General features: G+C 56.2%; 23 protein-coding genes and 1 pseudogene. 8 read left to right on the top strand and 16 right to left on the bottom strand.

All coding sequences use genetic code 11. From position 1 onward, the window contains the following. Positions 1-71 precede the first annotated feature (71 nt). Positions 72-1,343 (top strand): MDR family MFS transporter, encoded by a 1,272-nt coding sequence (locus JJB07_RS16915; protein WP_201637084.1) that lies wholly within the window; start codon positions 72-74, stop codon positions 1,341-1,343. Between the two features lie 48 nt (positions 1,344-1,391). Here JJB07_RS16915 and JJB07_RS16920 read toward each other — a convergent pair whose 3' ends face one another. Together JJB07_RS16920 and JJB07_RS16925 are read right to left on the bottom strand one after the other, a co-directional pair. Beyond that, entirely contained in the window at positions 1,392-2,477 is a 1,086-nt protein-coding gene (locus JJB07_RS16920; protein ID WP_201637086.1) for an S-layer homology domain-containing protein, read from the bottom strand. Between the two features lie 92 nt (positions 2,478-2,569). Next, on the bottom strand, positions 2,570-5,068 hold the full coding sequence (locus JJB07_RS16925; protein ID WP_201637088.1) for a U32 family peptidase: 2,499 nt from the start codon (positions 5,066-5,068) through the stop codon (positions 2,570-2,572). A 354-nt stretch (positions 5,069-5,422) separates the two neighbouring features. Between JJB07_RS16925 and serS the strand changes: the two genes are divergently transcribed. Beyond that, on the top strand, positions 5,423-6,718 hold the full coding sequence (gene serS / locus JJB07_RS16930) for a serine--tRNA ligase (RefSeq protein ID WP_201637090.1): 1,296 nt from the start codon (positions 5,423-5,425) through the stop codon (positions 6,716-6,718). Between the two features lie 211 nt (positions 6,719-6,929). Next, positions 6,930-8,030: an AbrB family transcriptional regulator gene (locus tag JJB07_RS16935; RefSeq protein ID WP_201637092.1), complete on the top strand. Its 1,101-nt coding sequence runs from the start codon at positions 6,930-6,932 to the stop codon at positions 8,028-8,030. On the opposite strand, the gene thrB is transcribed toward JJB07_RS16935, so the two are convergent. The 4 genes from thrB to JJB07_RS16955 all read right to left on the bottom strand — a co-directional run bounded on the left by thrB (position 7,942) and on the right by JJB07_RS16955 (position 12,052). Continuing rightward, positions 7,942-8,886 carry a homoserine kinase gene (thrB, locus tag JJB07_RS16940; RefSeq protein WP_236588146.1) on the bottom strand — a complete coding sequence of 315 codons (945 nt, stop codon included), beginning with the start codon at positions 8,884-8,886 and terminating at the stop codon, positions 7,942-7,944. The genes JJB07_RS16935 and thrB overlap by 89 nt on opposite strands. Then, on the bottom strand, positions 8,883-9,971 hold the full coding sequence (gene thrC / locus JJB07_RS16945) for a threonine synthase (protein ID WP_201637094.1): 1,089 nt from the start codon (positions 9,969-9,971) through the stop codon (positions 8,883-8,885). The genes thrB and thrC overlap by 4 nt, the downstream gene beginning before the upstream one ends. Next, positions 9,971-10,984, bottom strand: coding sequence for a homoserine dehydrogenase (locus tag JJB07_RS16950; RefSeq protein ID WP_201637096.1), 1,014 nt, complete (start codon positions 10,982-10,984; stop codon positions 9,971-9,973). The genes thrC and JJB07_RS16950 overlap by 1 nt, the downstream gene beginning before the upstream one ends. 231 nt (positions 10,985-11,215) lie before the next feature. Further along, positions 11,216-12,052 carry a GDSL-type esterase/lipase family protein gene (locus tag JJB07_RS16955; RefSeq protein WP_201637098.1) on the bottom strand — a complete coding sequence of 279 codons (837 nt, stop codon included), beginning with the start codon at positions 12,050-12,052 and terminating at the stop codon, positions 11,216-11,218. 124 nt (positions 12,053-12,176) lie between these two features. Here JJB07_RS16955 and JJB07_RS16960 point away from each other — a divergent pair, with 124 nt between their 5' ends. Further along, positions 12,177-13,067: an ABC transporter ATP-binding protein gene (locus tag JJB07_RS16960; RefSeq protein WP_201637333.1), complete on the top strand. Its 891-nt coding sequence runs from the start codon at positions 12,177-12,179 to the stop codon at positions 13,065-13,067. Next, the gene (locus JJB07_RS16965) at positions 13,060-14,052 is read left to right on the top strand and encodes an ABC transporter permease (RefSeq protein ID WP_201637100.1); all 993 of its coding nucleotides are present in this window, start codon (positions 13,060-13,062) and stop codon (positions 14,050-14,052) included. The genes JJB07_RS16960 and JJB07_RS16965 overlap by 8 nt, the downstream gene beginning before the upstream one ends. A gap of 52 nt (positions 14,053-14,104) precedes the next feature. Here JJB07_RS16965 and JJB07_RS16970 read toward each other — a convergent pair whose 3' ends face one another. From JJB07_RS16970 to JJB07_RS16980, 3 genes are all read right to left on the bottom strand, one after another. Next, the gene (locus JJB07_RS16970; RefSeq protein WP_201637102.1) at positions 14,105-14,515 is read right to left on the bottom strand and encodes a hypothetical protein; all 411 of its coding nucleotides are present in this window, start codon (positions 14,513-14,515) and stop codon (positions 14,105-14,107) included. A gap of 86 nt (positions 14,516-14,601) precedes the next feature. Next, entirely contained in the window at positions 14,602-16,005 is a 1,404-nt protein-coding gene (locus tag JJB07_RS16975; protein WP_201637104.1) for an ATP-binding protein, read from the bottom strand. Between the two features lie 156 nt (positions 16,006-16,161). Then, positions 16,162-16,974 carry an HAD family hydrolase gene (locus tag JJB07_RS16980; RefSeq protein WP_201637106.1) on the bottom strand — a complete coding sequence of 271 codons (813 nt, stop codon included), beginning with the start codon at positions 16,972-16,974 and terminating at the stop codon, positions 16,162-16,164. 299 nt (positions 16,975-17,273) lie between these two features. Between JJB07_RS16980 and pckA the strand changes: the two genes are divergently transcribed. Both pckA and mscL read left to right on the top strand, forming a co-directional pair. Next, positions 17,274-18,863, top strand: a complete 1,590-nt coding sequence (gene pckA, locus JJB07_RS16985) for a phosphoenolpyruvate carboxykinase (ATP) (RefSeq protein ID WP_201637108.1) — start codon at positions 17,274-17,276, stop codon at positions 18,861-18,863. Positions 18,864-19,006: 143 nt separating this feature from the next. Continuing rightward, a complete protein-coding gene (gene mscL / locus JJB07_RS16990) occupies positions 19,007-19,453 on the top strand; it encodes a large conductance mechanosensitive channel protein MscL (RefSeq protein ID WP_201637335.1) in 447 nt (148 codons plus the stop codon). Here mscL and JJB07_RS16995 read toward each other — a convergent pair. Further along, positions 19,443-20,600: a glycosyltransferase family 2 protein gene (locus JJB07_RS16995; RefSeq protein WP_201637110.1), complete on the bottom strand. Its 1,158-nt coding sequence runs from the start codon at positions 20,598-20,600 to the stop codon at positions 19,443-19,445. The genes mscL and JJB07_RS16995 overlap by 11 nt on opposite strands. A 92-nt stretch (positions 20,601-20,692) precedes the next feature. Here JJB07_RS16995 and JJB07_RS17000 point away from each other — a divergent pair, with 92 nt between their 5' ends. Continuing rightward, positions 20,693-21,367, top strand: a complete 675-nt coding sequence (locus tag JJB07_RS17000; protein WP_201637111.1) for an HAD family hydrolase — start codon at positions 20,693-20,695, stop codon at positions 21,365-21,367. A gap of 53 nt (positions 21,368-21,420) precedes the next feature. On the opposite strand, the gene JJB07_RS17005 is transcribed toward JJB07_RS17000, so the two are convergent. The 6 genes and pseudogenes from JJB07_RS17005 to JJB07_RS17030 form a co-directional block, all read right to left on the bottom strand. Beyond that, entirely contained in the window at positions 21,421-21,858 is a 438-nt protein-coding gene (locus JJB07_RS17005) for a DUF350 domain-containing protein (RefSeq protein ID WP_201637112.1), read from the bottom strand. 22 nt (positions 21,859-21,880) lie between these two features. Then, positions 21,881-23,146 carry a glutathionylspermidine synthase family protein gene (locus JJB07_RS17010; RefSeq protein ID WP_236588147.1) on the bottom strand — a complete coding sequence of 422 codons (1,266 nt, stop codon included), beginning with the start codon at positions 23,144-23,146 and terminating at the stop codon, positions 21,881-21,883. An 18-nt stretch (positions 23,147-23,164) separates the two neighbouring features. Then, positions 23,165-23,620, bottom strand: coding sequence for a hypothetical protein (locus JJB07_RS17015; RefSeq protein WP_201637113.1), 456 nt, complete (start codon positions 23,618-23,620; stop codon positions 23,165-23,167). A 5-nt stretch (positions 23,621-23,625) separates the two neighbouring features. Next, on the bottom strand, positions 23,626-24,078 hold the full coding sequence (locus JJB07_RS17020; protein ID WP_201637114.1) for a hypothetical protein: 453 nt from the start codon (positions 24,076-24,078) through the stop codon (positions 23,626-23,628). 126 nt (positions 24,079-24,204) lie between these two features. Then, positions 24,205-24,420: pseudogene (locus JJB07_RS17025) on the bottom strand (DUF3892 domain-containing protein); the annotation flags it as partial. A 54-nt stretch (positions 24,421-24,474) separates the two neighbouring features. Further along, the gene (locus JJB07_RS17030; protein ID WP_201637116.1) at positions 24,475-25,110 is read right to left on the bottom strand and encodes an O-methyltransferase; all 636 of its coding nucleotides are present in this window, start codon (positions 25,108-25,110) and stop codon (positions 24,475-24,477) included. Positions 25,111-25,135 lie beyond the last annotated feature (25 nt).

The raw sequence follows: 25,135 nt of genomic DNA on the forward strand, positions 1-25,135 counted from the left end.
AATAACCCCCGCAAATATCCATTAATATGGTAAGATGGGGTTGGGAATTATACTCAGTAGGAGGAACTCATTTGACGTTTCGCGAACTCCACTTAAATGTAAAGATCAGGCTCACTCAAAACTTTATCGGCAACATGATCGGCAGCATGGTCTGGCCTTTTATCGCGATCTACTTCGCGGAAACGATCGGCGCGTCGCTGACAGGCTTGTTGATCGTCGCCAACATCGCCATCGCGGTCTCGGCCGGTGCGTATGGCGGGCATTTCGCCGACAAGTTCGGACGCAAGAAAGTCAAAGTCTACGCCGAGACTGCGCGTCTTCTGCTGTTCGTGGCGATCACCTTCGCCAATTCCCCGTGGTACCATTCGGCTTGGGTCACATGCATCGCGATGCTGTTGATCGGTTTCTGCGACGGGTTGGCGAACCCCGCGTCAGAAGCGATGATGATCGACGTCACCACGCCGGAATCTCGAAGTTTGGTCTACAGCATCGACTACTGGTCGAACAACTTCGGCCTCGTCGTCGGCGGGATCGCCGGGGGCTATCTGTTCCGTTCGTACAAGTTTGAATTATTCGGCACGATGACGTTGTTTCTGCTCGCTTCCTTGGTCGTCCTGTTTCTCTGGATCACCGAGACGAGACCGGATGCAAAGCCCACTCCCAAAGGTGAGAAACCGAAAGGAATGGCCTCCTCGTACAAAATGGTCTTCAAAAACCGCGTCTTCATGACGTTCCTCGCCGCCGCTCTGTTCTGCGGGGCGCTTGAAAACATCACCAACAACTACGGCCGAGTCCGTCTCAACCAGGACATTGCAACACCTCAGACGATGTTTACCTTGGGCGATTGGTCGTTTGCGGCAGACGGGATGCAGTTGTTTGCCTTCTTGCAATCGACCAACGCGTTGATCGTCGTCCTCTTCTCGGCGCTGGTACGCCGCTGGGTTCACAAGTTCGGGCATCGTCGGGCGTTGCTCTCCGGCGTTTTTCTGAGCCTCGTCGGATACTCCGTGATCAACGTGTTCAACTTGCCCTGGCTCTTGCTGATCTCCATGATCGTCGCCACGATCGGCGAAATCACATGGGTTCCCGTCAAACAATCGATCATCGCGAACATCTCGCCCGAAGAGAATCGCGGCGTGTACATGGCCGTCTCCGGCTTCCAAGGCATCGGTTCCTCCCTGATGGGCGGTCTGTCGATCACGCTGGGAGCTTTCGTCTCTCCGTGGGCGATGTTCGGGCTGGTCCTCGTCATCGGACTCGTCTCCCTCGTGCTCTACACTCGAACGATGAACAATCTGTCGCTACGTCATGCTACACCTCAACAGGTGGACGTTCCCGCGTAGCAAAAAACCCCTCAGACACGCGAGCGTGTTCGAGGGGTTTTTTTGAAATTACGGCATGTCGAAGAGGCTGTAGACTTTCCATTGGCCGCCCGGCGTCTTGCGAAGCAACCATTTTCCATAGAGCACGCGGAAATCGTAGGTGGTCTTGCCGTCCTTGCTGTACACGTAGTCGTAGGCTGCGTTTTTGACGTTGAGGACGGCGAAGCGGTTGCTTTTCTGAACCGTGGTGATTTCAAGGGGCGGGTTCTGGCGGTTCTGGGTGGGTCGGACGTCGATGCGATAGCCTTGGGCAACCATCAACTGCAACTTGCTCGCGATGCCGTTGTACTTGCGCTTGAAGTACGCCGTGCCGTACTCGTCATCCAACGACGCAAGAACTTGCAACTCACCGGAATGAATCGCGTTGTTGGACTCTTCGATGTACGTCTCCACGATGTTGTCGAGGTCGGTGTCGGACGGCAGGTTGGTGTCTTCACGCTGCAACCCGTTGGAAAGCATCGTGACCGCTTCAGCTCGCGTGGCCGACTGTTTGGGTTCGAACAAAGTCGCTGACTTCCCGTGGACGATCCCCATGCGCGCCGCTTCTCGAATGTTCGCCTGCGCCCAAGACGTGCCGATATCTGTGAAGTTCGGATCTTGCTCCGTGGCTGTCAAGGAGTTTGCAAATGCATTCGCAACCACCGTCGCAACTTCCTCTCGCGTGATGGGGCGGTTCGGTTCGAACTGGGTAGTGGACGTGCCGTGGATGATGCCGAGCGCACTCGCCACTCGCACGGGCTCGGAAAACCAATCCCCCGGCTTCACGTCTTGAAACAACTGCCCCGTGGAATTGCTGCTGAGTCCCAGAGCCGAAACCATCAATTTGACAAACTCGGATCGCGTCACCGTGTCATCCGGGCGAATCGAGACCGTGTTGTCCGCATTGGGATTGCCAACCAAAATGTCCGCTTCAAAAAAGTTGATCAGTTGCGGATACGCCCAATGGGTGCCCGGGAGGTCTGAGAAAGAAGCCCCCGTGGCACGGTATTTCCAAACGTCCTCCATCGAAATATCCTCTGCCCGAAGCGAAGTCGGCAACAGGGAGAGTCCGAGGAGGACGGCGAGGCACGTGGAGCGCAGTTTCATGTTCTTCATGGAATCCCTCCGCTTTTACCCCTTACCATTCCCCAATCGACAAAAAAACGACCCTTGCCATGTGTGGCAGAGGGTCGTTTTTTCAAAAGAGGTTATTTGGTGAGCTGACCACGAGTAACGCCCAGTTGGTTCGTGGAGTTGAGCGTGCGCCAAACGTGGGTGCCTGTGACCTCGCCGTTGAGCGCTTTGCGGTAGAGGTCGAGGACTTCCTTAACGCGCTTGCCCTCTTCTTCGAGGAATTCAACTCGGTAGTGGCGGACGCCGTTGCCGAGGAATTCGCCGAGGTACTCCGCTCCCGATTGGTCGACGGCGTTGTAGACGGTGTTCCGGCAGCCGGTATCGACGCGAATCGGATGCTCCATGCCGACACGGTCTTTGAGCGAGACGCGTTGTTCTTCGCACGGACGACCGCAGTTCGTGAAATCGGTGCCTTCGGAGAGGAACGTGCAGTAGACGCAGTGCTCCATATGGAACATCGGCATGTGTTGGTGGATGACGACTTCGACGTTCTCCGAACGCGATTGGCTGAGGAGGTCAATCATCTGCTCGGTGTTGAGATCATAGGAAGCGGTGACGCGGTCCATGCCGCGGTCGAGGAAGACGTTGACCGCTTTGTGGTTGGCGATGTTCAGCGAGAAGTCGCCGATCAACTCGATACCTTCCGGACGTTCCTGTTCAAAGAAATACGCCGCGCCGGTGTTGCGAACCAAGATGCCGTCCGGTTGGTGCTTGAGCATCTGACGCAAGATGCCGTTCTCGCCCGGCATGTGGATGCGCGGAGTGGCGAGGGCGATTTTTTTGTTGAGACGGCGGGCCGCTTCGACCGCTTGCGGGTAGTCTTTGACAAATTCGAATTCGGCGTAGATGTAGTCGACTTCCGTTTGACCTGCCGCTTCGATTTGTTCAAGCGAACGGCAGAGCGCGATCAGTTTCGCGTCTTGGCCTTCGATCGGCTCCGGATTGACGGTGTCTTCGTAGACGTCGATTTCCGGCTCATGGCGAGTGTACTTCGGCGGTGCAATGCGTTGCGCAAACAGTTGCTCGACCGCTTCACGGCGGATGCGGTTCATTTCGGACTTCGGGATGATGACGTTGCCCGTCAACTCCACGTGCAGCTCGTCCAGTTCGTAGACGGTGCCGCCGAGTCGGCCAAATTGCTCACGGAGAACTTCTTCGTCCAGCGGGCGTTTCAGCGCTTCTTCGGCCGGCTGTTCGGAGTTGATCGTCACGGAGTGGCCTTTTTTCACATCGGTCCAGACGGTGACGAGTTGTTGCCCGACCGCGCCGTAGACTTCGAGGTTCACGGGGAAGGTGTGGTACGGTTTTTCCGTGTCGAACGTTTTGCGCAGACGGCGGTCGAGTTCCATGTCCGAGGTGCGCCAAACTTTGTCGCCGACGTTGATGTTGCGCAGGTCGACGTCATTGCGGCCCATGACGATCTCGTAGAGACCTTCGTTGACGCCGCCTTCGATTTTTTGTCCTTTGATGCGGATGTCGTAGACGCGGCCGCCCTCTTCGTCTTGGGTCGGGTCGCCGAAGTCGAACACGATGCCGTCACCGCGTTTGAGCGGAGCTTGGAGATCGATCAAGATCGCATCGCGGTAGACTTTTTTGACGAGGCCGAGGTAGACGCCGCGTTTTTTCGGGAACGTGCCGTCGACGAGTTGCTTGTTGTTGGTGCCTTTGAGGAAGCCGTGGGTGAAGCCGCGCGAGAACGATTGCTCCAATTCTTGGATGTCGATCAGGTCCGGCTGGTAATCGGTGACGCCGAGGAAGTATGCGTCAATCGCTTTGCGGTACTTGGAGACGACGTTGGCAACGTACTCCGGCGCTTTGAGACGGCCTTCAATTTTAAAGGAAGTAACGCCCGCTTCGATCAGTTCCGGGACGAGTTCGAGGGCGTTGAGGTCTTTCGGAGAGAGCACGTAGGCGATGTTGCCCATGTTTTTTTCCTCTCCGTCGACCATCATGTCATACGGGAGACGGCAGGCTTGGGCGCATTCGCCGCGGTTCGCCGAGCGTCCGCCCCACATTTCGGACGTTAAGCATTGGCCCGAGTAGGAGACGCAGAGCGCGCCGTGGACGAAGACTTCAAGCGGAACGTTGGCGGAGGCGGCGATTTTTTGGATCTGTTTGAGGTTGTTTTCACGGCCGAGGACGACGCGTTCCATGTCGTAGTTCTTGGTGAATTCAGCCGCTTCCGGCGAGGTGATCGTCATCTGGGTGGAGCCGTGAATCGGGAAGTCAGGCGAAATTTCGCGGATCATCTTGACGAGGCCGAGGTCTTGGACGATGACGGCGTCTACACCTGCGTCGATGCAGGCATCGATCAGTTCCTTGGCGTCTTCGAGTTCGTTTTCAAACACGAGGATGTTGAAGGTCAGGAAGCCTTTTACCCCGTAGGTGTGCAGAAATTCCATGATTTGCGGGAGTTCCGCCATGAGAAAGTTGTTGGCGCGGGCACGGGCGTTGAATTTCTCCACGCCAAAGTACACAGCGTTGGCACCGTTGGCGACGGCGGCGCGCATCGCGTCCCAGGTTCCTGCGGGTGCGAGCAATTCGATGTCTTCACGCTTGAGGTCAGTTCGCATCTATATGTAACTCCTTCCGTTTGTCTCGAATAAAGTGGACAACTGTCTTATTGTACTATTTTTCCCCAACCTGTAAAAGGTATAGCACTTGTCAGGGTGGAGCAGGATACCTTATAATGTAAAAACACGTATTGTGGATAGTGTTCATCATGCCGATGAAGAGCATCCAACTCGGAGGCGCTCACGAGGAGTGAGCCGGGAATCGCCCGTTATTGCGGTACACAAGTGGGCTTGTTTTCTCATGGAGACAGGTCAAATTGGGTGGCACCGCGAGACCTTTTTCAAAAAAGAGCGCTCCTCGTCCCAATCGGATGAGGGCGCTCTTTGTCATTTTCTAAAAAGGAGTGGTGTCACATGTTGGACATTCGGTATATCAGGGAGAACGCGGAGGTCGTGCAAACGGTCGCCAAGCACAAAGGGATTCAAGTTTCGATTGCGGAGTTGCTTCAATGGGATGTGAAGCGTCGGGAGTTGTTGCAAGAAGCCGAAGGGCTTCGGAAGCAGCGCAACGAGCTCTCGCAGTTGATCCCCCGCCTCGCAAAGGAAGGCAAGAAGGACGAAATCGAGCGCACCAAGGAAGACGTGCGTGGAATCAATACAGTCTTGACGGAAAAAGAAACTGAGCTCGGCGAGGTCGAAGCGAAATGGGGCGAGTTGATGCAACTCGTGCCGAACATCATCTCGCCGGATACGCCGATTGGCGCGTCGGATGAGGAGAATGTGGAGATTCGCCGTGTTGGGGAGTTGCCGCAGTTTGACTTTGCGATCCAAGATCATGTGACGCTCGGCGAAACCTATGATCTGTTCGACCTCCCGCGCGGTGCGAAAGTGGCGGGGACTCGACAGTATTATTTGAAGGGGATCGGTTTGTACTTGCACCGTGCCGTGCAGCAGTTGGCGATTGACGTGCTGACGAAGCGCGGGTTTACGGTGATGGATGTGCCGGTGATGGTTCGGGAAGACATGATGACGAACACCGGGTTTTTCCCGCTCGGTCGTGAACAGACGTACGAGTTGGGCCGTGACAACGCATGGCTCGTCGGGACGTCGGAAGTTCCGCTGGTTTCGTATTACTCGGGGGAAACGGTCGATGTGTCGGAACCGATTCGCATGGCGGGCGTGTCGAACTGCTTCCGTCGTGAGGCTGGAGCGGCAGGTCGTGATACGCGCGGGCTGTATCGCGTTCACCAGTTCGCCAAAGTCGAGCAAGTCGTGATCTGCAAAAACGACCCCGCCGTGTCGGAAGCGATCTTGCAAGAGATTACACGCAATGCGGAAGACCTCCTGCAACTGCTCGAAGTTCCGTATCGCGTCGTCGCGGTTTGCACGGGCGACATCGGACAAGGCGTTTATAAAAAATACGACATCGAGACGTGGATGCCGTCGCGTGAGAATTTCGGAGAGACGCAGTCGGCTTCGAACTTGCTGGAATTCCAAGCGCGCCGCTCGAACATTCGATACCGCGATGAGAACGGGCAGTTGCAATACTGCCACACGCTGAACAACACCGCCGTGGCCACGCCGCGCATCTTGATCCCGCTGCTTGAGAATCATCAGCGTGCGGACGGGTCGATCCACATCCCGAAAGCTCTGCGCAAGTACCTGAACGGGTTGGAAGAAATCAAGCCGGGCGTGAAGTTGTTCGGGTAAGACAAGTCGAGGAACGCGAGGTTTCACTTCGATTCAGTTCCATTCGCCGTACGATTTGTTCGTTAAGCGAAATAGTCTTCCGCCCGACACAATTTTTCGTTAAGATAAAAGCGTATCGACCCGACTCGGGGGCGGTACGCTTTTTTCATGAGGCGGCATTTGTAGACCGTGTGGCTTCAACGCGCGGATTCGTTTTTTAGGAGTGATTTCTTTGGCTCTTCTTCCTTTTCTTGAAGCACTAGTGGTCGCCGTGCTTGGCGGCGGACTTTTTTCCTTGTTGCATGTGCCGTTGGCTTGGATGCTCGGGTCGATTGCGGCGATTATGACGTGGCGGTTGACGACGAAACGCCGCTTGGTCTGGCCGGGGCAACTTCGCAACGCAGGTCTCGTCGTGCTCGGGTATATCCTCGCGACTTCGGTCACACGCGAGACGGTGACGTTGATCGGGCACCACTTGCCTTCGATGCTCGTGGCGACCGTGCTCACCGTCCTGTTCGGGATTACGATGGGCGTTTGGAGCGCCAAACTCACGGGCGGCGACGTTCCCAGCGGCGTGTTCGGCAGCGTGCCGGGCGGTTTGACGCAGATGGTCGTGCTCAGCGAAGAAGTTGAGGAGGCAGACCCGACCGTCGTCACGTTCATGCAGACGATTCGCGTCATCGCCGTGATTTTTCTCGTGCCGTTTCTCACCGTCAACGGAATCGTCGGAAGTTCGGGAGATGCGGGCGGAGCAAGTTCTATCGCGGCGCATGTGTTGCCCAGCATCACGGACGTTTCTTGGAAAACGCTCGCTCTCTTCACAATCGCAACACTCGGCGGGGCATGGCTTGGGATCAAACTTCATCTGCCCGCCGCCCCGCTCACCGGCCCGTTGCTTGCCAACGCCGTCGTAATCCTCTGCGGATTTGAACCGCCGCAGTTGCCGTCCGTGTTCCTCACGTTGTCTCAGATCTACATCGGCGCTTCCATCGGTCTGCAAATGCAACCGCAGAAGCTGAACAACTTGCGAAAACTCACCCTCGTCACGATTCTCAGTTCGATTCTTCTCTGCGGATTCGCGCTGCTCGTCGGTTCCCTGCTCGTCTGGTGGAACGGCGATATGTCGATTGCGACTGCGTTCCTCAGCTCCGCACCGGGCGGCATCGCCGAAATGGGCGTGACGGCGCACATCGTCCATGCAGATGTTTCGCTGGTTACCGGCTATCAGTTGTTCCGCATCTTTTTCATCCTCTTCCTCGTGCCACCGTTGCTGCGTCGTTGGATACAGCGACGGTCTCGCACACCCCGCCCAAATCCGGGTACAAATGCATGATCCGGCACTTCACGCCGTGTGCTGAAAAAGCGTCTTGAATGGCGTGCCCGACCTCTTCGCGATGACCTTCTGTAAAAGCGACCAAGGTCGGTCCCGCTCCCGACAACGCCGCCCCGAGAGCCCCCGCCGCTTCTGCCGCAGACAAAACGTCGCGCAGGCCCGGCACCAACGGCTCTCGATACGGCTGGTGCAAGACATCCTCCAAGCACGCCCCGAACAATTCCAAGTCATTGCGCGCAATCGCACTCACCAACAACCCCACATGTGAAGCTGTAAAAATCGCATGACTCCGCTCCACTTTTTCCGGTAAAACCTCCCGTGCTTTCTCCGTCGACAATTCAAAATCAGGCACCGCCGCCACGATGCACAAGCCCGCAGGCGGAGTCAATCGCTGCGTGCGCCACTTGCCCCGAACAAGCCCCGCGATCATCAGACCCCCGTACAAAACAGGAGCGACGTTGTCGGGATGGCCTTCCATCTCCGTCGCGATCTCCAACAATTCCTCCCGCGTCAGAGCATCTCCACACAACCGATTCGCTGCTGCCAACCCGCCGACCAACGCCGCAGAAGAACTGCCGAGCCCCCGTGTGACGGGGATTTCGTTGTGAAGGTGGATGCGCAGGCCCGAAGGAGCCCTCCCCACTTTTTCAAAAACGTGCAGGGCCGCTTGGTAGACCAAGTTGGATTCGTCGAACGCAATGAGGCCGGCACCCTCTCCCTCCACCGTAATTTCCAACCCTTGCTGAATTTCCTCCATCTCGACTTCGTTGTAGAGATTCAACGCCATGCCCAGCACATCGAACCCCGGTCCGAGGTTTGCCGTCGTCGCCGGTACCCGCCAGATCGTTCTCATCATGAACGTACCTCCCCTTTTTTCTCTCCTTTGGTTTGCAAGATCATCTGTAGAACCGCCTCTTGCGTGGCCGGGATGGAGTGGAGTTCCAAGGCGCTGGCTTGGATGGCGATGTCGGAGTCCTTCAAGCCGTTGCCCGTCAAGACGCAGACGACGCGTGCGCCGGGAAGCAAAACGCCTGATGCACGGCGTTTGATCAAGCCGGCAAGCGACGCCGCAGACGCCGGTTCACAAAAAACGCCCTCTTCGCGAGCCAGCAGTTTGTAAGCCGCGAGAATTTCGTCGTCAGTCACACTGTCAATGACACCGCCCGATTCCTGAGCTGCCTGTACCGCTCCGTTCCAAGAAGCCGGGTTCCCGATGCGAATGGCCGTGGCGAGAGTCTCCGGCTCCGGGATCGGTTCTCCGCGCACAATCGCCGCTGCGCCCTCCGCTTCAAAACCGAGCATCTTCGGCACGAAATTCACGTGGCCTGCAGCGCGGTACTCGCTGAACCCCTTGTAGTACGCGGTGATGTTGCCCGCATTGCCCACGGGGAGCGCCAGATAATCCGGAGCATCGCCCAGTTGCTCGCAGACTTCGAACGCCGCCGTCTTCTGCCCTTCGATGCGAAACGGATTGACCGAGTTGACGAGCGTGATGGGGTGTTCCTGCGAGATGCTGCGAACCAAATCCAAGGCTTGGTCGAAATTTCCTTGCACCGGCACTATTTCAGCGCCGTACATCATCGCTTGCGCCAATTTGCCGTATGCGATCTTGCCGTCCGGGATCAACACGATGGAACGAAGCCCGAGACGAGCGGCATAGGCCGCCGCCGACGCAGAGGTGTTGCCCGTCGAAGCACAGATGACGGCGCGGGAGCCGTCTTCCACAGCTTTGGCAACGGCGAGCACCATGCCGCGGTCTTTGAAAGACCCGGTGGGGTTCAAACCTTCGAATTTCAGATGGATGTCGAGCCCGAGCTTTGCTGAAAGATTCGGGGCGGGGATCAGCGGCGTGTTGCCTTCGCAAAGCGTCACCATCGGCGTGCGTTCTGTGATCGGCAACCATTCACGATACGCGTGCAGGAGCCCTTTCCAAGCGACCATTACGCCCACCTCGCAATGAGTTCAAGTTGCCCGGCCGCGAATTTGCGACCGCGCAGGACGGCGTGCAGATCACCGACGACGGCACTGGCGGTCGGCATCTCACCGGCTCCGCGTCCGTAGAGCATCGCTTCGCCGAGTGCATCGGCGTACACGTAGACCGCGTTGAAGCTGTCGTTGACTTTCGCAAGCGGATGCTCTTCGGGCAGACGCATCGGCGAGACGGAGACTTCGATGGAATCCCCCTCCCGTCGCGCACGGCCGATCAGTTTGATCACTTGTCCCAACGCTTTGGCTTCGGCGACGTCTTCACTCGTGACTCCTTCGATGCCTTGGAGTTTCACGTCTGCCAGCGGCACCGCTTGGCGCATCGAGATCGAGGCGAGGATCGCCATTTTTCTCGCGGCATCGAGTCCGGAGACGTCGGCGTGCGGGTCGGCTTCTGCGTAACCGAGGGCTTGTGCTTCGCGCAGAGCGTCTTCGTAGGAGGCGTTTTCCTGCGTCATTTTGGAGAGGATGTAGTTCGTGGTGCCGTTGACGATGCCCATGACTTCGCGCACGTTGTCCCCCGCAAACGACTGCTTCAAGACGCGCACGATGGGGATTGCGCCGGCGACGGCCGCTTCGTAGAGCAGTTCCACGTTTTGAGAATCGGCTGCGTGGTGCAAGTGCGCGCCGTGCAGGGCGATCAGATCTTTGTTGGCGGTGATGACGTGCTTGCCGGAGAGCAGAGATTCCAGCACGATGTCCCGCGTTTCGCCTTCGCCACCCATGACTTCGATCACCACTTGAATGTTCGCATCGTCGAGGATATCCCGCACATCGCGAGTGAGCAGGGCGCGGTCTACCTCAACGCCTCGTTTCTTGTCCAGATCGCGCACGAGAATGCGCTGGATTTCGATCTCGTACCCGCATTTCTGTGCCAACTCTTCCGAATTCTGCCGCAACATCTTCACCACGCCGGACCCGACGGTGCCCAAGCCCAGCAATCCGACTTTCACCACTCTGCGTTCCATCTCTCCAACTCCTCCTCGTCTCTTTGTACGCCCTGAATGTACACGTATTGCGTACTCTTGTGTTTTCTTGTTGGACATTATAATACGGGTCGGAGGAGGGCACAAGGGCTTTTTGATACATATTTCAGATTTTTTTACTTCCATTTCATTTGAAAACGGATTCATTAACGGCGCAACAAAAAAAGCACCCTCCCACGGAGAGTGCTGTTGTCTATTGCTGGCTGACATGCGTTACAAAATCGACTTCGGAAGCGCTTGGAGCAGTCGCTCTGCCATTTTCTCATATCCGTTCTCATTCGGATGGAAATGGTCGCCCGCCAGCAAGCGGTCGGTGTTCCATTCGAAGATGTCGAACGTCGGGACGACTTTCGCATTGGGGTACTTTTGCACGACGGTGATCGCGTTGGCGTTCCAGCCGTCGAGAAGGGCGTTCATTTTCGCGGTGTCCTCGACGATACCCTCAAACGGGTTGTAGGTCCCGACGACGAGGATCGGAGCGTCCGGGTTGCTGGTGCGAACGCTTTTTAGAATGCCGTCGAGGTTTTTGGTGTAGCGTTCCTGTGCGGTGAGGAACTTGGTCTCGTCGATGCTCGCGGAGGTCAGAATCTGCGAGATGTCCCCCACAGAGTGCGTCATGTCGTTGCCGCCGATGGAGATCAAAATCAACTTGGCGTCCTTCAAGATCGACTTCGTGCCGGCGCTTTGCACCGTTTTGAGCAACTCCGGAGATTCAAGTCCCGAGACGCCGAGGTTCTGAACGGAGACGCTGCGGCCTTGCTGGTCGAGCTTGTCCTTCAGATAGCCGACATAGCCTTTGCCGTTTTTGTCCCCGACGCCCTTGGTCAGCGAGTCACCAAGTGCGACAATCGGGTAGGTTTGCGGGTTCTGCGCCGTCGCGGCGGCGGCCGGAGCGGCGTCGTTTTTCTGTTGAAGCGTATCGGTCATTTCAGCGGCGGAAGTCGTTCCTTTGGGGCCGATGATGGCCATCACGAAACCGACGCCGAAGATAAGAGCACTGAGCAGGGCAAGCGTAGAGACGATTCTCCACGACCAAGATTTATTTTTCAAAGTCGTGCCACCTCCTTCACCTTCCTAGTGTAGCACAAAAACGGTACAATAGGAGCATGACTCAAGAACTGAGGTGTTTTCGTTGACCCCTACATCCTCTGCCGTCGCACTGTCCGTCCAAGGGCTGCAGAAAACGATCGGCAAACGCACGATCATTCGAAACATCACCTTCGACGTCCATCAGGGCGAAGTGTTCGGATTTCTCGGACCGAACGGAGCCGGCAAGACCACGACGATTCGCATGATCGTCGGTCTCATCGCGCCCACAGCCGGACGCATCTACATCGGCGGTCACGATGTGCGCACGAATTTTATTGAAGCGATGCGCAACGTCGGATGTATCGTCGAGAACCCGGAACTCTACAAATACATGACCGGCTGGCAGAATCTCGAACATTTTGCCGCCATGCTCGGCGATGTATCTCATGAACGCATCCACGAAGTCGTCCAACAAGTCAAGATGGACGCCCGCATCCATGATAAAGTCAAAACCTACTCGCTCGGCATGCGTCAACGTCTGGGGATTGCACAAGCCTTGCTCGGACGACCGAAGCTCTTGATCTTGGACGAGCCCACCAACGGACTCGACCCCGCCGGGATTCGCGAGTTGCGCGAGTTCATTCGGGAACTCGCCGCTCAGGAAGGCTTGGCGGTCTTCGTTTCCTCGCACATGCTCGCCGAAGTGCAGATGATGTGCGACCGCGTGGCGATTCTCTCCGGCGGCGAGATCGTCAAAGTCACGTCTGTCGAAGAGATCGTGGCAAACGGCGTCAACCGCGTGGAATGGAACGTCGAACCGGCCGACGTTGCTTCTGCCGTTCTTGAACAGCAAGTCGGTGCGGACGGCGTCAAGCAGATCGGCACTACGAAATTGGTCGCTTCTCTAACGCAAGACCAAACCGCCGTCGTCAACCGGAAGTTGATCGAGGCCGGCTGCAACATCTACAGCGTCACGATTCAGAACCAATTGGAAGAACTGTTCTTGGAAATCACAGGAGGTGAGACGATTGCGTAACCTCCTCGCTCTGACGCGCAACGAGACGTTGAAAGTCTTGCGCAAGCGCCGTTTCTTCGTCGTCGTGCTGATCTTGCTCTGCTTGATTCCGCTGTTTGCCTACGGACAATACACTTCAGAGCAACGCCTGCTCGCCAAAGTCGGGACCTCCGACTGGAAAGCGCAACTCCAACAGCAGATCACGGAGACCGAACACCGCATGCAGTCCTCCTATCTGCCGGATGAGCAGAAAAAAATCCTCGCCCTGCAAGTCGAGCAGCAACGTTACTACCTCGACCGCAACATCAACCCGAAATCGACCGGGGCGACGACGTTCACGCGATTCTTCATGCAATACGGCGTTTCGCTGTTCCTCCCGCTGCTCGTCATCGTCGTGGCGACCGACATCGTGTCGAGTGAGCACGCCGAAGGCACGATCAAACTTTTGCTGACCCGCCCCGTCAAACGGTGGAAGATTTTGCTCTCGAAGTACCTGACCTTGCTGATCTACACGACGCTGACCGTGATGATTACGCTGGTGTCTTGTTACCTCATCTCCGGGCTGTTTTTCGGCTACCAAGGTTGGGATGCTCCGATGTTCACCGGATTCCAAATTTCCGGCGGCACATTTGATGCCACGCATGCCAAAGCGATTCCGCACTGGCAACTTCTGCTCATGAACTACGGTCTCGGTTGGATTTCCACCATCGTCGTGGCGACGTTGTCGTTCATGGTCTCCGTTTTGGTTCGCGGCACGGCGGCCGGTATGGGCGTGATGCTCGCCGTCTTGATCGGCGGCAACATCCTCGTGCAGCTGGCGGCCGACTTCCCGGTTGCGAAGTACATTTTCACCTCGCACCTGCGTTTGACCGATTACGTGAACGGCACACCGCTGCCGATCCCGGATGTCACCCTCCCGTTCTCTCTCGCCGTTCTCGGTGTATGGTTGGTCGGCGGGTTGATCATCTCGTTCACAACGTTCACCCGTCGCGACGTGCTGGCCTAATGCGTGATACAATAAAAAGAGGCGACCCTCCCAGGAGGGGCACCTCTTCTTTTTATTCATGGGGCAGTTCTTCGCAAGTGATCGTCACGAACTCGTTGCGCGGAGCAAGCACCACGGCACGACCTCCGGGGATGTCGGTTGCGAATTCAACAAAGTCCCGCCCGATTCGAATCAAGTTCCCGCTCTTGACACCAAGTCCGGGCGACAGACCTTCCACCCGCACGATCACCGTCGTCGGGGTCACATCCTGCGGTTGCACGATCACCGTGGCAAAAAACGGCGAGTCAAAACGCACCGTCAAATCCATGACGCGAAACAAATTCGACCGCACTTGGCGAATCGGAGCGGCTTCGAACGACCCCGCATCCGATTCCACGAGCACCAAGCGTCTGATCAACGGGGTCAAGCGCTGTTGCAAGGTGATTGCTTCCGGCGTTGGACAGCCGGGAATCAAGTTTGCCATTGCTGTGTAGACCTCCTCGTCAGGTTGCATTCCCTATCATGATAGGCATGAATCCTGACGCTGGTGTCTGTCTCCGTTCCTTCAACTCAAGAGTACGGCAACCAGACGGAGATCGTCGTGCCCTTGCCAACGACGCTTGCGACGCGAATCTCGCCCTTGTGGTTCTCGATGATCTGCTTGCAGATCAGAAAGCCAAGCCCCGTGCCATTCTCCTTGGTTGTGAAAAAAGGCTCACCCAGACGCGCCAGCACATCGGGTTCAATCCCGTTGCCTTGGTCTGTGACGGAGATGCGTACTCGCTCCCCCTCACTGGACAACCTAATCTCAATCCGTCCCCCGTTTGGCATCGCTTCGAGGGCGTTTTTGAGGAAGTTGATGAAGACTTGCTTCAATTGATTCTCGTCGCACGTAAGCGATTTCAAATCCGGTTCAAAGTCGGTGACGACCTCGACGTTTCGCAGGATCGCCTGTGTCTCGAACAACGTAATCACTTCCCCGAGCAGCGGGGCGATCTCACGACTTTGCATGAGGTTGTGTTGCGGCTTGGCGAGCACCAGCAGTTCGTTGGTGATCAACTCGATGCGATTGAGTTCGGAGCCCATGACCCGCAAATAGTGCGGATTCGCGCCGGCTCCGCCCTCCATGAGTTGCACGAAGCCTTTCAAGGCGGTCAGCGGATTGCGAATTTCGTGTGCCACGCCTGCTGCGAGCTGTCCGGCGACGGAGAGCTTCTCGGCTTGGACGAGCAATTTTTGCGTGCTCTTGGTTACGGTGATGTCGCGGGCAATGCCTGAGATGGCGACGATGTGACCGTCGCGGTTTTTGATCGGAGAGAGGGTGACGTGGACGTCGAGCAGATAGCCGTCCTTGTGAACTTTCGTCGTCTCATGTTCGGCGTACGGCACCGTCTGTTGCAGTACCTGTTGAAACATCTGCCTCACGACCACCCGTTCACTCTCCGGCGTGACCGGATACTGCCACATCTGCATCTCTTCTCGTGTATAGCCAAACATCCGCTCAAACGAGGAGTTCAACCGCAAGATTCTTCCGTTCAAATCAAACAACGCGATGCCGTCCTTGCTATGGCGGAAGACCGAATCCAGCAATTCTTCGACCTCGCGCAGTTCATCTTCCGTTTGTTGACGGGGGGCGACGCTCAAGCTCTGGGCGATGACGTAAGAGGTCTGAGCACCCTCCCCTGTTTGCGCCGGAATGATCGTGACGGCTGCTTGAACAGGACCCGTGGATGTGGACAACAGCGACGCACGACCGTTCTGCGGCGCTTTTTCCAAAAAAGCGTGCTCGATCAGCGCGCGCATCCGGTCGATGTCCACTGCGACCACCAATTCCTCTATATGTGTCCGCTCTCCAAACATCTGTTGCGCCGCTTGGTTTCCCGCGAGCAACTTCCCGGAGCGGTCCAGCCTCCATGTCGGAGCCGGATGATCATCGAACAATGCGTATGGTTGAGTTTCCTTGTCTGTCACCATGTATGTACCCCATTCAATGAATCTAAAAATCGATTCCTGTTGCACATTTTATTATGAGGCATCTTTTGTTAAATGTCTTCTTTTTTCTTACAAGATATCAAATAAAAAAACCCATACAACGTGTGTATAGGTTTCGTTCTTGAATGTGAGGTATTATTAGGAAGCGGACGGTGTCTTGCGGTCCTCCAACAGATAGCGAATCGCTTCTGCTACCCCGGTGACTTCGTCCTTGGACGTGACATAGTCGGCACGTTCACGAACTTCCGGCACAGCCCAGCCCATCGCAACACCGAATCCTGCCCACTCAATCATCGAGAGGTCGTTGAAATTATCGCCGGCCGCCATGACTTGCTCGCGCGGGACTCCCCATTGCTCGCAGAGAGTTCGGAGCGCTTCGCCCTTGGTGCCAAGCGGATTCAAGATCATCACTTCCGGGATGCCGTCTGCGTATCGGGTCACGTTGAGAATCCAACCGTCCCCTTTGCCGCCGAAGCGTTCGAGCAAACGTGCAACGTTGGACTCGCCCTTGGTGTAGATCTGGTAGGGAGCTTCCGGCAGTTTCGATGCCATGTCGGTTTTCACCAGGTCCTCGGCGACCGGTGTATTCAACAACGGGTCGTGGTCGAGGTTGTGCCAGACTTCTGTCCCTACATAGACACGAACGGGAATCTCCTGCTCTTCACAAAACGCGCATACATCGCGTGAAAACTCCATCGGCATGCGGTGCAACCACAAATCTTGCCCCGTGCGTCCATCGACCACGCGCGAACCGGAAGAGACGATCACCGGCGTATCGAGATTCAGTTCTCGATAAAACGCCTCCGTCCTCCCCCATCCGCGCGCGGTGGCCAGCACAATTTTCACTCCATGTTCTTGTGCCAGTTGCAGAGCTGCTTTGTTTCCTTCTGGAATTGACTTATCCGGTGCCAACAACGTCTCGTCTAGATCCACTGCAATCACACGAATCATACTCGTCTCCTCCTCTCCCCATGCCACAAAGCCTTACAGGGAATTCCATTATAGCACGGCATTCGACTTTGTGAACAGGATTTACATGAAAACCAAAAGAAGTTTTCTGACAGGTTCTCGTCAAAAATCCGCCATACATTTTCGAGAAAAAAGTGTTCCCGCTTGTGGCTCATTGTGTTATACTCATGGCAAATAGTATAGCTCATATAATGGCTGAGTGTGGAACATTCCAACTTCGACCAACCTATTATAGTAACATACTTAGGGAACCCCCTATTGGAAAGGAACTGATTTCTCCCATGACCACGAAAGCTGCCAATACCGATCTGCAAACCATCTTGGACTCCACCACCGTCCACCGCAACTTGTCTGTCCCGATGCTCGTAGAAGAAGCAGTCAAGCGCGGGGATGCGATCCTCAGCAACACGGGAGCACTCAGCGTCACCACTGGCAAATACACCGGCCGTTCGCCGAAGGATAAATTCATCGTCCGCGATGAGCAAACCGAAAACACCGTTGCATGGGGTCCGGTCAACGCACCGTTTGACGCGGAGAAATTCGACCGCCTGTACGCAAAAGTGACCGACTACCTCAAGACCAAGGACGAATTGTTCGTATTTGACGGTTTTGCAGGAGCAGATACCGACTACCGCCTGCCGATCCGCGTGATCAATGAATATGCATGGCAGAATCTGTTCGTGCATCAGCTCTTCATCCGCCCGACCGAAGACGAGTTGAACGCACATGCTCCGGAGTTTACCGTCATCGCCGTTCCGAACTGCATCGCAGACCCGGCTGTTGATGGTACGAACTCCGAAGCGTACGTCGTGCTCTCCTTTGAAAAACGCGTCGTCCTGATCGGCGGCACGCACTACGCAGGTGAGATGAAGAAATCGATTTTCTCCGTCATGAACTTCCTGCTCCCGGCTCAAGGCGTCATGCCGATGCACTGCTCGGCGAACATCGGCCAAGAAGGCGACGTTGCGCTGTTCTTCGGTCTCTCCGGCACCGGCAAAACCACCCTCTCCGCAGACCCGAACCGCAACTTGATCGGGGATGACGAGCACGGCTGGTCGGACAACGGCGTGTTCAACTTCGAAGGCGGTTGCTACGCGAAGACGATTAAACTGTCGGCGCAAGGCGAGCCGGAGATCTGGAACGCGATCAAGTTCGGCACGGTTCTGGAAAACGTCGTCGTGGACCAAGAAACGGGCGAAGCAGATTACGACTCTTCCGCTTTGACGGAAAACACGCGTGCGGCGTACCCGCTCGATTACATTCCGGGCGCGGTGTTCCCGTCTGTCGGCGGTCACCCGAACGTTATCGTCTTCCTGACTGCAGACGCAACCGGTACCTTGCCGCCGATCGCGCAACTGACCAAGGAACAAGCGATGTACTACTTCCTCTCCGGCTACACCTCCAAGCTCGCAGGTACGGAGCGCGGCGTCACCGAGCCGGAAGCGACGTTCTCCACATGCTTCGGCGCACCGTTCCTGCCGTTGCAACCGACCGTGTACGCAGAACTGCTCGGCAAGAAAATCGAGCAGCACGATTCGAAAGTCTACCTCGTCAACACCGGCTGGACCGGCGGCGCATACGGCACCGGTTCCCGCATGAAGCTCTCCTACACCCGTGCGATGGTCACGGCTGTGATTGAAAAGCAACTCGGCGATATCGAATGGGTGAAAGACCCGATCTTCGGCCTCTCCATCCCGACCCAAGTCAAGGGCGTCCCGGCTCATGTCCTCAACCCGCGCAACACCTGGGAAGACAAAGCCGCGTATGACCAAGCCGCTCTGGCACTGGCTACGCGCTTCGTGAAAAACTTCGAGAAATTCGGTTCCGTGTCTGACGAAATCAAGTCGGCCGCGCCGAAGACCGCTCTGTAAACTCTTGTAAAAAAACGAGCCTCCTCGTCGGGGGCTCGTCTTTTTTTTACGACTTTTTCCGTCTACGGAAATAATTTCGCTAGATTTGTCGAATACTATATCAACCAAAAAACCGGAAGGGGGACTTCAGCATGATCAAACCCATGCTCAAAGAATTCAAGGAGTTTGCCCTTCGCGGCAACATCATCGACTTGGCGATCGGTGTGATCATCGGCGGTGCGTTTCAGAAGATCGTGACGTCGCTCGTCAACGATGTAATCATGCCGCCGATCGGAATGTTGGTGGGCAAAGTGGACATGTCCGACTTGTTCTTCACGCTCGACGGCGGGCACTACGGGTCGCTGGCGGAAGCGAAGCAAGCGGGAGCCGCCACGCTGAACTACGGGCAGTTTCTAAACAACGTCCTCGACTTCATTATCGTGGCATTCGTCATCTTCCTCGTCGTGCGCCAGATCAACAAGCTCAAACGCAAGGAAGGCAAACCCGTCACGACCAAGGAATGCCCGTTCTGCTACAGCACGATCCCGCTCAAAGCCACTCGCTGCGGGCATTGTACGTCGGAGCTTGAAACAGCGTCCTCTACTTCCTGAGTTTCAAATCATCCAACGAGTAAAACGTCCCGCGCCAGTAGATGCCGCCGCGTTTGAGCGTGAGATACGTGGAGCGCAGGAAGATGAACAGGAACAGCAAGACCGTCAGCGGCAGGGCGACGACTTCAAGGCCCGAGTACGATGTCATCTTGCGCGTGTAGAGCAGGTAGATGGCGATGTTGCAGAGAACGGCCGTGAGATACAGCCAGCCCTCCCAACCGGGGAGGAACATCGCGAGAAACGGGAGGAAAAAGAAAACCAGTTGCCCAAGCGTCGCGATCAACACCATCCAGAGCGAGTAGTTGAGGCCGGCGAACATGTTTTTTTCCAAGCCTCGCATCGCATCTCCGACACTTGGGTACCATTCGACTTGGAGCAGTTCCGGGGAGATGCCCATACGCTGTTTCAAGTGCGCTTGTTTGACTTTCATCCCCAGCATCAAGTCATCGTCGGGACGCATCGCAATGGCGCGGTGTGTGCCGACTTTTTCGTACGCCTCGCGCGTGAGGAAGTTGAACGCTCCGATTCCGAAGCCTTCCTTGTGCTGAGAATCATCGTTCGGCTTCCACGGCCATTTCAAGAGGCACAGCGAGTACAGAAAGAACTGCACGAACGCCCGCAGCCAAAATGTCTTCGCCACGAGAAACGGCGAGACCGTCAGATGATCCAACTTCAATTCTTGAAAAAACGCCATCGCCGACCGCACGGCGTACGGCGTGAAATGGATGTCGGCGTCGGTGAACAGGATATAGTCCCCCTGTGCCCGCAGGTAGCCTTGGTAGAGAGCGTGGTTTTTGCCAAGCCAGCCGGAGGGCAGGGATTCGATGTGAAGCACTTCAAAACGTGCCTCTCCTTCCCAACTCCGTTTGACCTCCTCCATCTCCTCACCCGTTCGGTCCTTCGAGCGGTCGTTGACCGCGATGATTTCGATTCGGCGATACTCCTGCGCCAAGAGGCTTTGAAGTGTCGCCCCGATGGACGCTTCCTCCTCTTTGCCCGCGACGATGATCGAAACCAAGGGCTCGTCCGCGAGCGGATCGAGAACTTTTTTCAGGCGGGGAACTTTAGGCAATCCGACGAGGTGGATGAACAACATCGGCACCCAGTAAAAAACGACGAGAATCGCCAATATCTGGTAGACAGTCATAGTGAATCGCCCTTTCCGAACTTTCTCTTCCCTTTACTATAGCATACCTGTTTGGTGTAAGATGGACACGTAGTGCGAGAGGAGGAAGTGTGTTGATCCAAGCTGTTGTCTTCGATTGTGACGGGTTGATCATTGATACGGAAACGCCTTGGTACAACGTGATGGCGGAATTGTTCGAAGAGCGGGGCGTCTCTCTGCCGCTCGACGTCTATGCTCGTGTGCTCGGGACGTCCAATGCGGCGTTTGATTTGTTTGCGTACTTAGAGGAAGTGTCGGGGAAACCGGTTGATCGCGAGGCGGCGCGCAGCCGCATGCGGACTCGCCACGCTCTCTTGATGCAAGAGGAAAAAGTCCGCCCCGGCGTGGAAGACTACCTGCGCCAAGCCAAGGAGATGGGCCTGCGAATTGGCCTTGCTTCGAGTTCCCAGCGTGAGTGGGTGGAGAAACATCTGCGCAACCACGGGCTGTTCGATTATTTCGAAGTCATTCGAACTTCTGACGATGTCGAGCGCGTGAAGCCCGATCCGGAGTTGTACCTGAGCGCGTTGGAGTTCCTCGGCGTGGCTCCTGAGCATGCCGTGGCGTTCGAAGACTCTCCGAACGGCACTCGTGCCGCCAAAGCGGCGGGCATGTATTGTGTGACCGTGCCGAACTCGTTGACGGAGCAACTTCCGTTTGACGAATACGACCTCCAGATTCCTTCGATGGCTGCTCTTCCGTTGCAGGACGTCTTGGCGAAGCTCACCGCAACCAAAACGAACGCCTAACGTATAAAAAAGGGACGGCCCCGTGTGGGAACGTCCCTTTTTTCCATGATGCTTTAGTACGAAATCAGTGCCGCCATGAGCAGACCCGTTGCAATGCTCAAGCGAGAAGCGAAGATCCCGACCGCCACGTTGCCTTTCGGAATCTCGGCGATGACTTTGAACGGGGTGAGCAGTTCGAATACATAGAACACCAGCACTTGGAACACCGCCCCGATCACACCCCAAATCGCGAGGTCGAGCAACGAAACCGAATGATAGATCGCCGAAGCGAGCACGATGGCGAGACCGATCACTTTGCCGCCGAGATCGTGCGCCGCAGCTTTGGCCGCGTTGATTTTCTGCTTGTCGTCGGTGTTCGCACCTTCTGAGATCAGCTTGAATTCCTTATAGGGCGTGGTGAACGCAAACACCAACAGCCCGAACCCCAATAGAGGCAACGTAACCGCTAAGTACAGCAAAAAGTTGATAAAACCTTCGAATTGCATCTCCATTCCTCCAATTCCTCCCCGTCGCTTAGTCTGGTTGTTTCACACCTACCGGGAGATAATACGACAGATTCCCTGTGATCTTGCCACCCACGCGCGCGACGATCGCCGACGCCCGACCGTCGATCAGGAACGATCCCCACAACAGATGCCCGTCATAGTTCCCGCGCAACGTCTCGACAGCAATCGGCTCTAACTCCACCCGTTGTTGGTAGATCATCGGTTGCTCCCAATAAAATTCCTCTGCGTCCTGCTCCTCCGCCTGCCCGTCTGCATCACGCAACACAACTCCGCCGCCCTCGCGTCCGAAGATCGGTTTGGTGACATAGGAGGACTGACCGAGAAAGCGGTTTTCCAAGTATGTGGGGAGCATGTAGCGATGGATGACGTCATGCTCTTCGTCCGTGAAAAACTCATGAGCTTCGTGCAAGTTCCAGATCAACGCTTGCAACGCCTTGGTTTGCGCGATGAACCCTTGCGGCGGGTTGATGATCGCGAGTCGTTGGCAGGCGATGAGGTCGAGGACGTGCGAGCCTGTCGGAAAGCCCTCCTCGTCACACTCTTCCGCCAACTTTTCCAAAGCGTGCAAGCGGTACAGCACGTCGATGCGGTGCAACTCCCATTCGTCGCCGAATGATTTGTACGCCGCCAGTTTGTCTTCGTAGTAGCGCAAGTCGGAGAGCGCAACGAATTGTGCCTGCTCGATTCCCGATTGTTGCAGCAGGAACTTCGTGGTGCCGGCGTCCTCTTCGTGCCAATCCAAGGCGCTGAAATAGACTTCCTCTGTCCTATATCCCAGTTCGGCATAGCGGTTCATGAGCCGTTGGAAGCCGTCGCGCAGGTGTTGCTTCATGCCTGTATTCGGGTCTTGCACCCCGAATTGCTCGCAGACGTGACCGTTGACGTGGAACGCTTCGACGATGGAAGTCGGGGTGTCGCTGTTGAATTCCAGCATCTTGAGTCCGTCGGGCGTCGAAGCAAAGTCAAAGCGTCCGATCAGCGTGGGCACATCCTCTGACACGAGCACGCGGACGGCTCCAAGGGCCGCTTCCGGGATGCCCAGTTCAAGCAGCAGAGAATCCGGCGCTTGTTGGACGATCCTGACGACCTTGTGAAAAATGCGGCCGAGTTTCTCCGTCGCATCGGAAAGTTCTCGACGTTGCTCCGGCGTGATCGTATGAATCGTGGCGAGTGCATACTCTTCCCCGTACATCCAGTCCCAGGTAAAAACCCCCTCCTCACGCAGGGGGCCGTAGATGAGATCCCGTCGTGTTGCGTAGTTCACGTTGTCCAAGTCATCACCCGCTTTTCGTTAGGAACTGCTCGACCCGCTGGAACTGCCCACGCCAGACTTGCCGCTGGAAACGCCGCCCGTGGAAGAACCGCGACCGATGACGTTCCCCGTGCCGTTGGAGCTCGACGGCGGTGTGACCGAGGAGTTGCCCGGGGTGGAAGTGGATGTGCCCGGTTTGCCGGTGGTCGAAGAGCCGGTTTTGCCGGAGCTGCCATAGGACGAGCTTGGGTAGTGTCCTGCTCGGTAGTAGGTTTTGTGCCCGCCGATGTAGATGAAATTCGAGGAGCTGTGGATCGAAGACCCGTCATCGTCGCAGTAGCCGTCGTTGTTGTCATCTTGGCAGACGTCCTGCTGCGAGTAGGTCGGTTGGTTGTCGTCTGAGCACCCGGTGCTGACAGCCAACGCAGTTGCCGCGAACAAGCCGACGAGCACGGCTGACTTGGTGATTCCTTTTTGTTTTTCGTTGCTCTCCATCCGCGTTATCCTCCCACCTGTTTTGATGTCGCGTACCAGACGTACACTTTGCGATCCTCGTCGATCTCCGCCGAGGTTTTTTCCCATTCTTTGCCGTAGAGGTACAGGAAGTTGCTTTGCATGTGCAGGAGCGCTTCCATGTCGTCTCGGAATTCATACGTGTGAATCACGGGGTAATAGTCCGTGTCTTCCTTATATTCGCGAAGTTCGATGCGGATGGTTTTCCAATCCGGTTTTTGTGTGGGATCGACTATTTTTTCGTCTTCGGCCGGTTGTACGTAAATGACGTACACACCTGCGTCGATGGCGGTTGAGGTTTTTTCGTAGATCTTGCCTTCTTTGATAAAATAGTCGCACGCCATGCGAGTGGCGATTTCCGGTTTGCCGATGCGTTCGTAAAAGTACGCCACCGGGAAACTCTTGCTCTCGTCGAAGAGGCGGTATTCAAGTCGTGCCATGTTTGAAATCCCCCCTTTTTTATCGCTGATAAAAGATATACGAAAAAAAGGCGATAAAGTTCCAGACTATTTTATCACAGAAAAGACAAAAAGCACTTCACCAATGTTTTGGTGGAGTGCTTTTACTTAGAAAGATGGGAGGTTGTCGAGGTTGTTTTCCTTGATGCCGTCCGGTTCGGAGCGGAGGATGTCGCGGCCCCAGCGGTGGAAGACGTCGACGTGGTCCAGTTCGCCGGATTTGGCGGCGGTGAGAGCTTGGTCGTAGTTGAGTTCACGACCGGATTCGGTTTTGATGGCGGTGATGTCGCCGTCGCCGTTTTTGCGGACGGCGATGATTTTTTCGCCCATGGGTCTCCCTCCTCGCAGGTTGTTGGAGGTAGTATGCCCAGGGATTGTCTAGTTGACGCGGGCGACGACGAGGCCGTCGCCGAACGGGAGGAGGAGGGAGTCGAGGCGCGGGTCTTGGGCCGCTTTTTCGTTGAAAGCGCGGATGGCGACGACGTTTTCGCCCTGTTCGGCGTCGTTTAGGATGCGATCGCCTTGGAGGACGTTGTCGGCGGTGATGACGGCGCCGGGGTTTGCGAGTTTGATGGCCCAGTCGAGGTAGTTGGAGTAATTGACTTTGTCGGCGTCGATGAAGAAGAGGTCGAAGCGTTGGCCTTCCTCGTGCAGTTGTTGGAGAGAGGTCAGTGCTTCGCCGGTGCGGTATTGGACTTTGTCGCCGAGGCCGGCTTTTTTCAAGTTCTCGTGGGCGAAGTCGGCGTACTCGGGGAGGAGTTCCAGCGAAACGAGTTCACCGTCTTGGGGCAGGGCGCGCGCCAGCACGATGCCGGAGTAGCCACCGAGGGCACCGATTTCGAGGACGCGCTTGGCACCGGTCATTTTCACGAGGAGTTCGAGGAGCTTGCCCACTTCGGAGGCTACCGAGATCGACGGCATGCCTGCTTCGGTGATGGAGGTACGGACAGCTTGGAGTGTTTCGTCTTCGCGCACGAAGACCGCACGAACGTATTGTTCACGAGTGAGATTCATTGAAAAAAACTCCCTTCGGGTCGTT

Source organism: Tumebacillus amylolyticus, assembly GCF_016722965.1.
Taxonomy (GTDB): Bacteria; Bacillota; Bacilli; order Tumebacillales; family Tumebacillaceae; genus Tumebacillus; species Tumebacillus amylolyticus.

Excerpts from the sequence above, each read along its gene's own strand:
- JJB07_RS16920 (WP_201637086.1), bottom strand. The coding sequence starts at position 2,477 with ATGAAGAACATGAAACTGCGCTCCACGTGCCTCGCCGTCCTCCTCGGA.
- JJB07_RS16925 (WP_201637088.1), bottom strand. The coding sequence starts at position 5,068 with ATGCGAACTGACCTCAAGCGTGAAGACATCGAATTGCTCGCACCCGCA.
- serS (WP_201637090.1), top strand. The coding sequence starts at position 5,423 with ATGTTGGACATTCGGTATATCAGGGAGAACGCGGAGGTCGTGCAAACG.
- thrB (WP_236588146.1), bottom strand. The coding sequence starts at position 8,886 with ATGATGAGAACGATCTGGCGGGTACCGGCGACGACGGCAAACCTCGGA.
- thrC (WP_201637094.1), bottom strand. The coding sequence starts at position 9,971 with ATGGTCGCTTGGAAAGGGCTCCTGCACGCGTATCGTGAATGGTTGCCG.
- JJB07_RS16950 (WP_201637096.1), bottom strand. The coding sequence starts at position 10,984 with ATGGAACGCAGAGTGGTGAAAGTCGGATTGCTGGGCTTGGGCACCGTC.
- JJB07_RS16970 (WP_201637102.1), bottom strand. The coding sequence starts at position 14,515 with ATGGCAAACTTGATTCCCGGCTGTCCAACGCCGGAAGCAATCACCTTG.
- JJB07_RS16975 (WP_201637104.1), bottom strand. The coding sequence starts at position 16,005 with ATGGTGACAGACAAGGAAACTCAACCATACGCATTGTTCGATGATCAT.
- JJB07_RS16980 (WP_201637106.1), bottom strand. The coding sequence starts at position 16,974 with ATGATTCGTGTGATTGCAGTGGATCTAGACGAGACGTTGTTGGCACCG.
- pckA (WP_201637108.1), top strand. The coding sequence starts at position 17,274 with ATGACCACGAAAGCTGCCAATACCGATCTGCAAACCATCTTGGACTCC.
- mscL (WP_201637335.1), top strand. The coding sequence starts at position 19,007 with ATGCTCAAAGAATTCAAGGAGTTTGCCCTTCGCGGCAACATCATCGAC.
- JJB07_RS16995 (WP_201637110.1), bottom strand. The coding sequence starts at position 20,600 with ATGACTGTCTACCAGATATTGGCGATTCTCGTCGTTTTTTACTGGGTG.
- JJB07_RS17005 (WP_201637112.1), bottom strand. The coding sequence starts at position 21,858 with ATGGAGATGCAATTCGAAGGTTTTATCAACTTTTTGCTGTACTTAGCG.
- JJB07_RS17015 (WP_201637113.1), bottom strand. The coding sequence starts at position 23,620 with ATGGAGAGCAACGAAAAACAAAAAGGAATCACCAAGTCAGCCGTGCTC.
- JJB07_RS17020 (WP_201637114.1), bottom strand. The coding sequence starts at position 24,078 with ATGGCACGACTTGAATACCGCCTCTTCGACGAGAGCAAGAGTTTCCCG.
- JJB07_RS17030 (WP_201637116.1), bottom strand. The coding sequence starts at position 25,110 with ATGAATCTCACTCGTGAACAATACGTTCGTGCGGTCTTCGTGCGCGAA.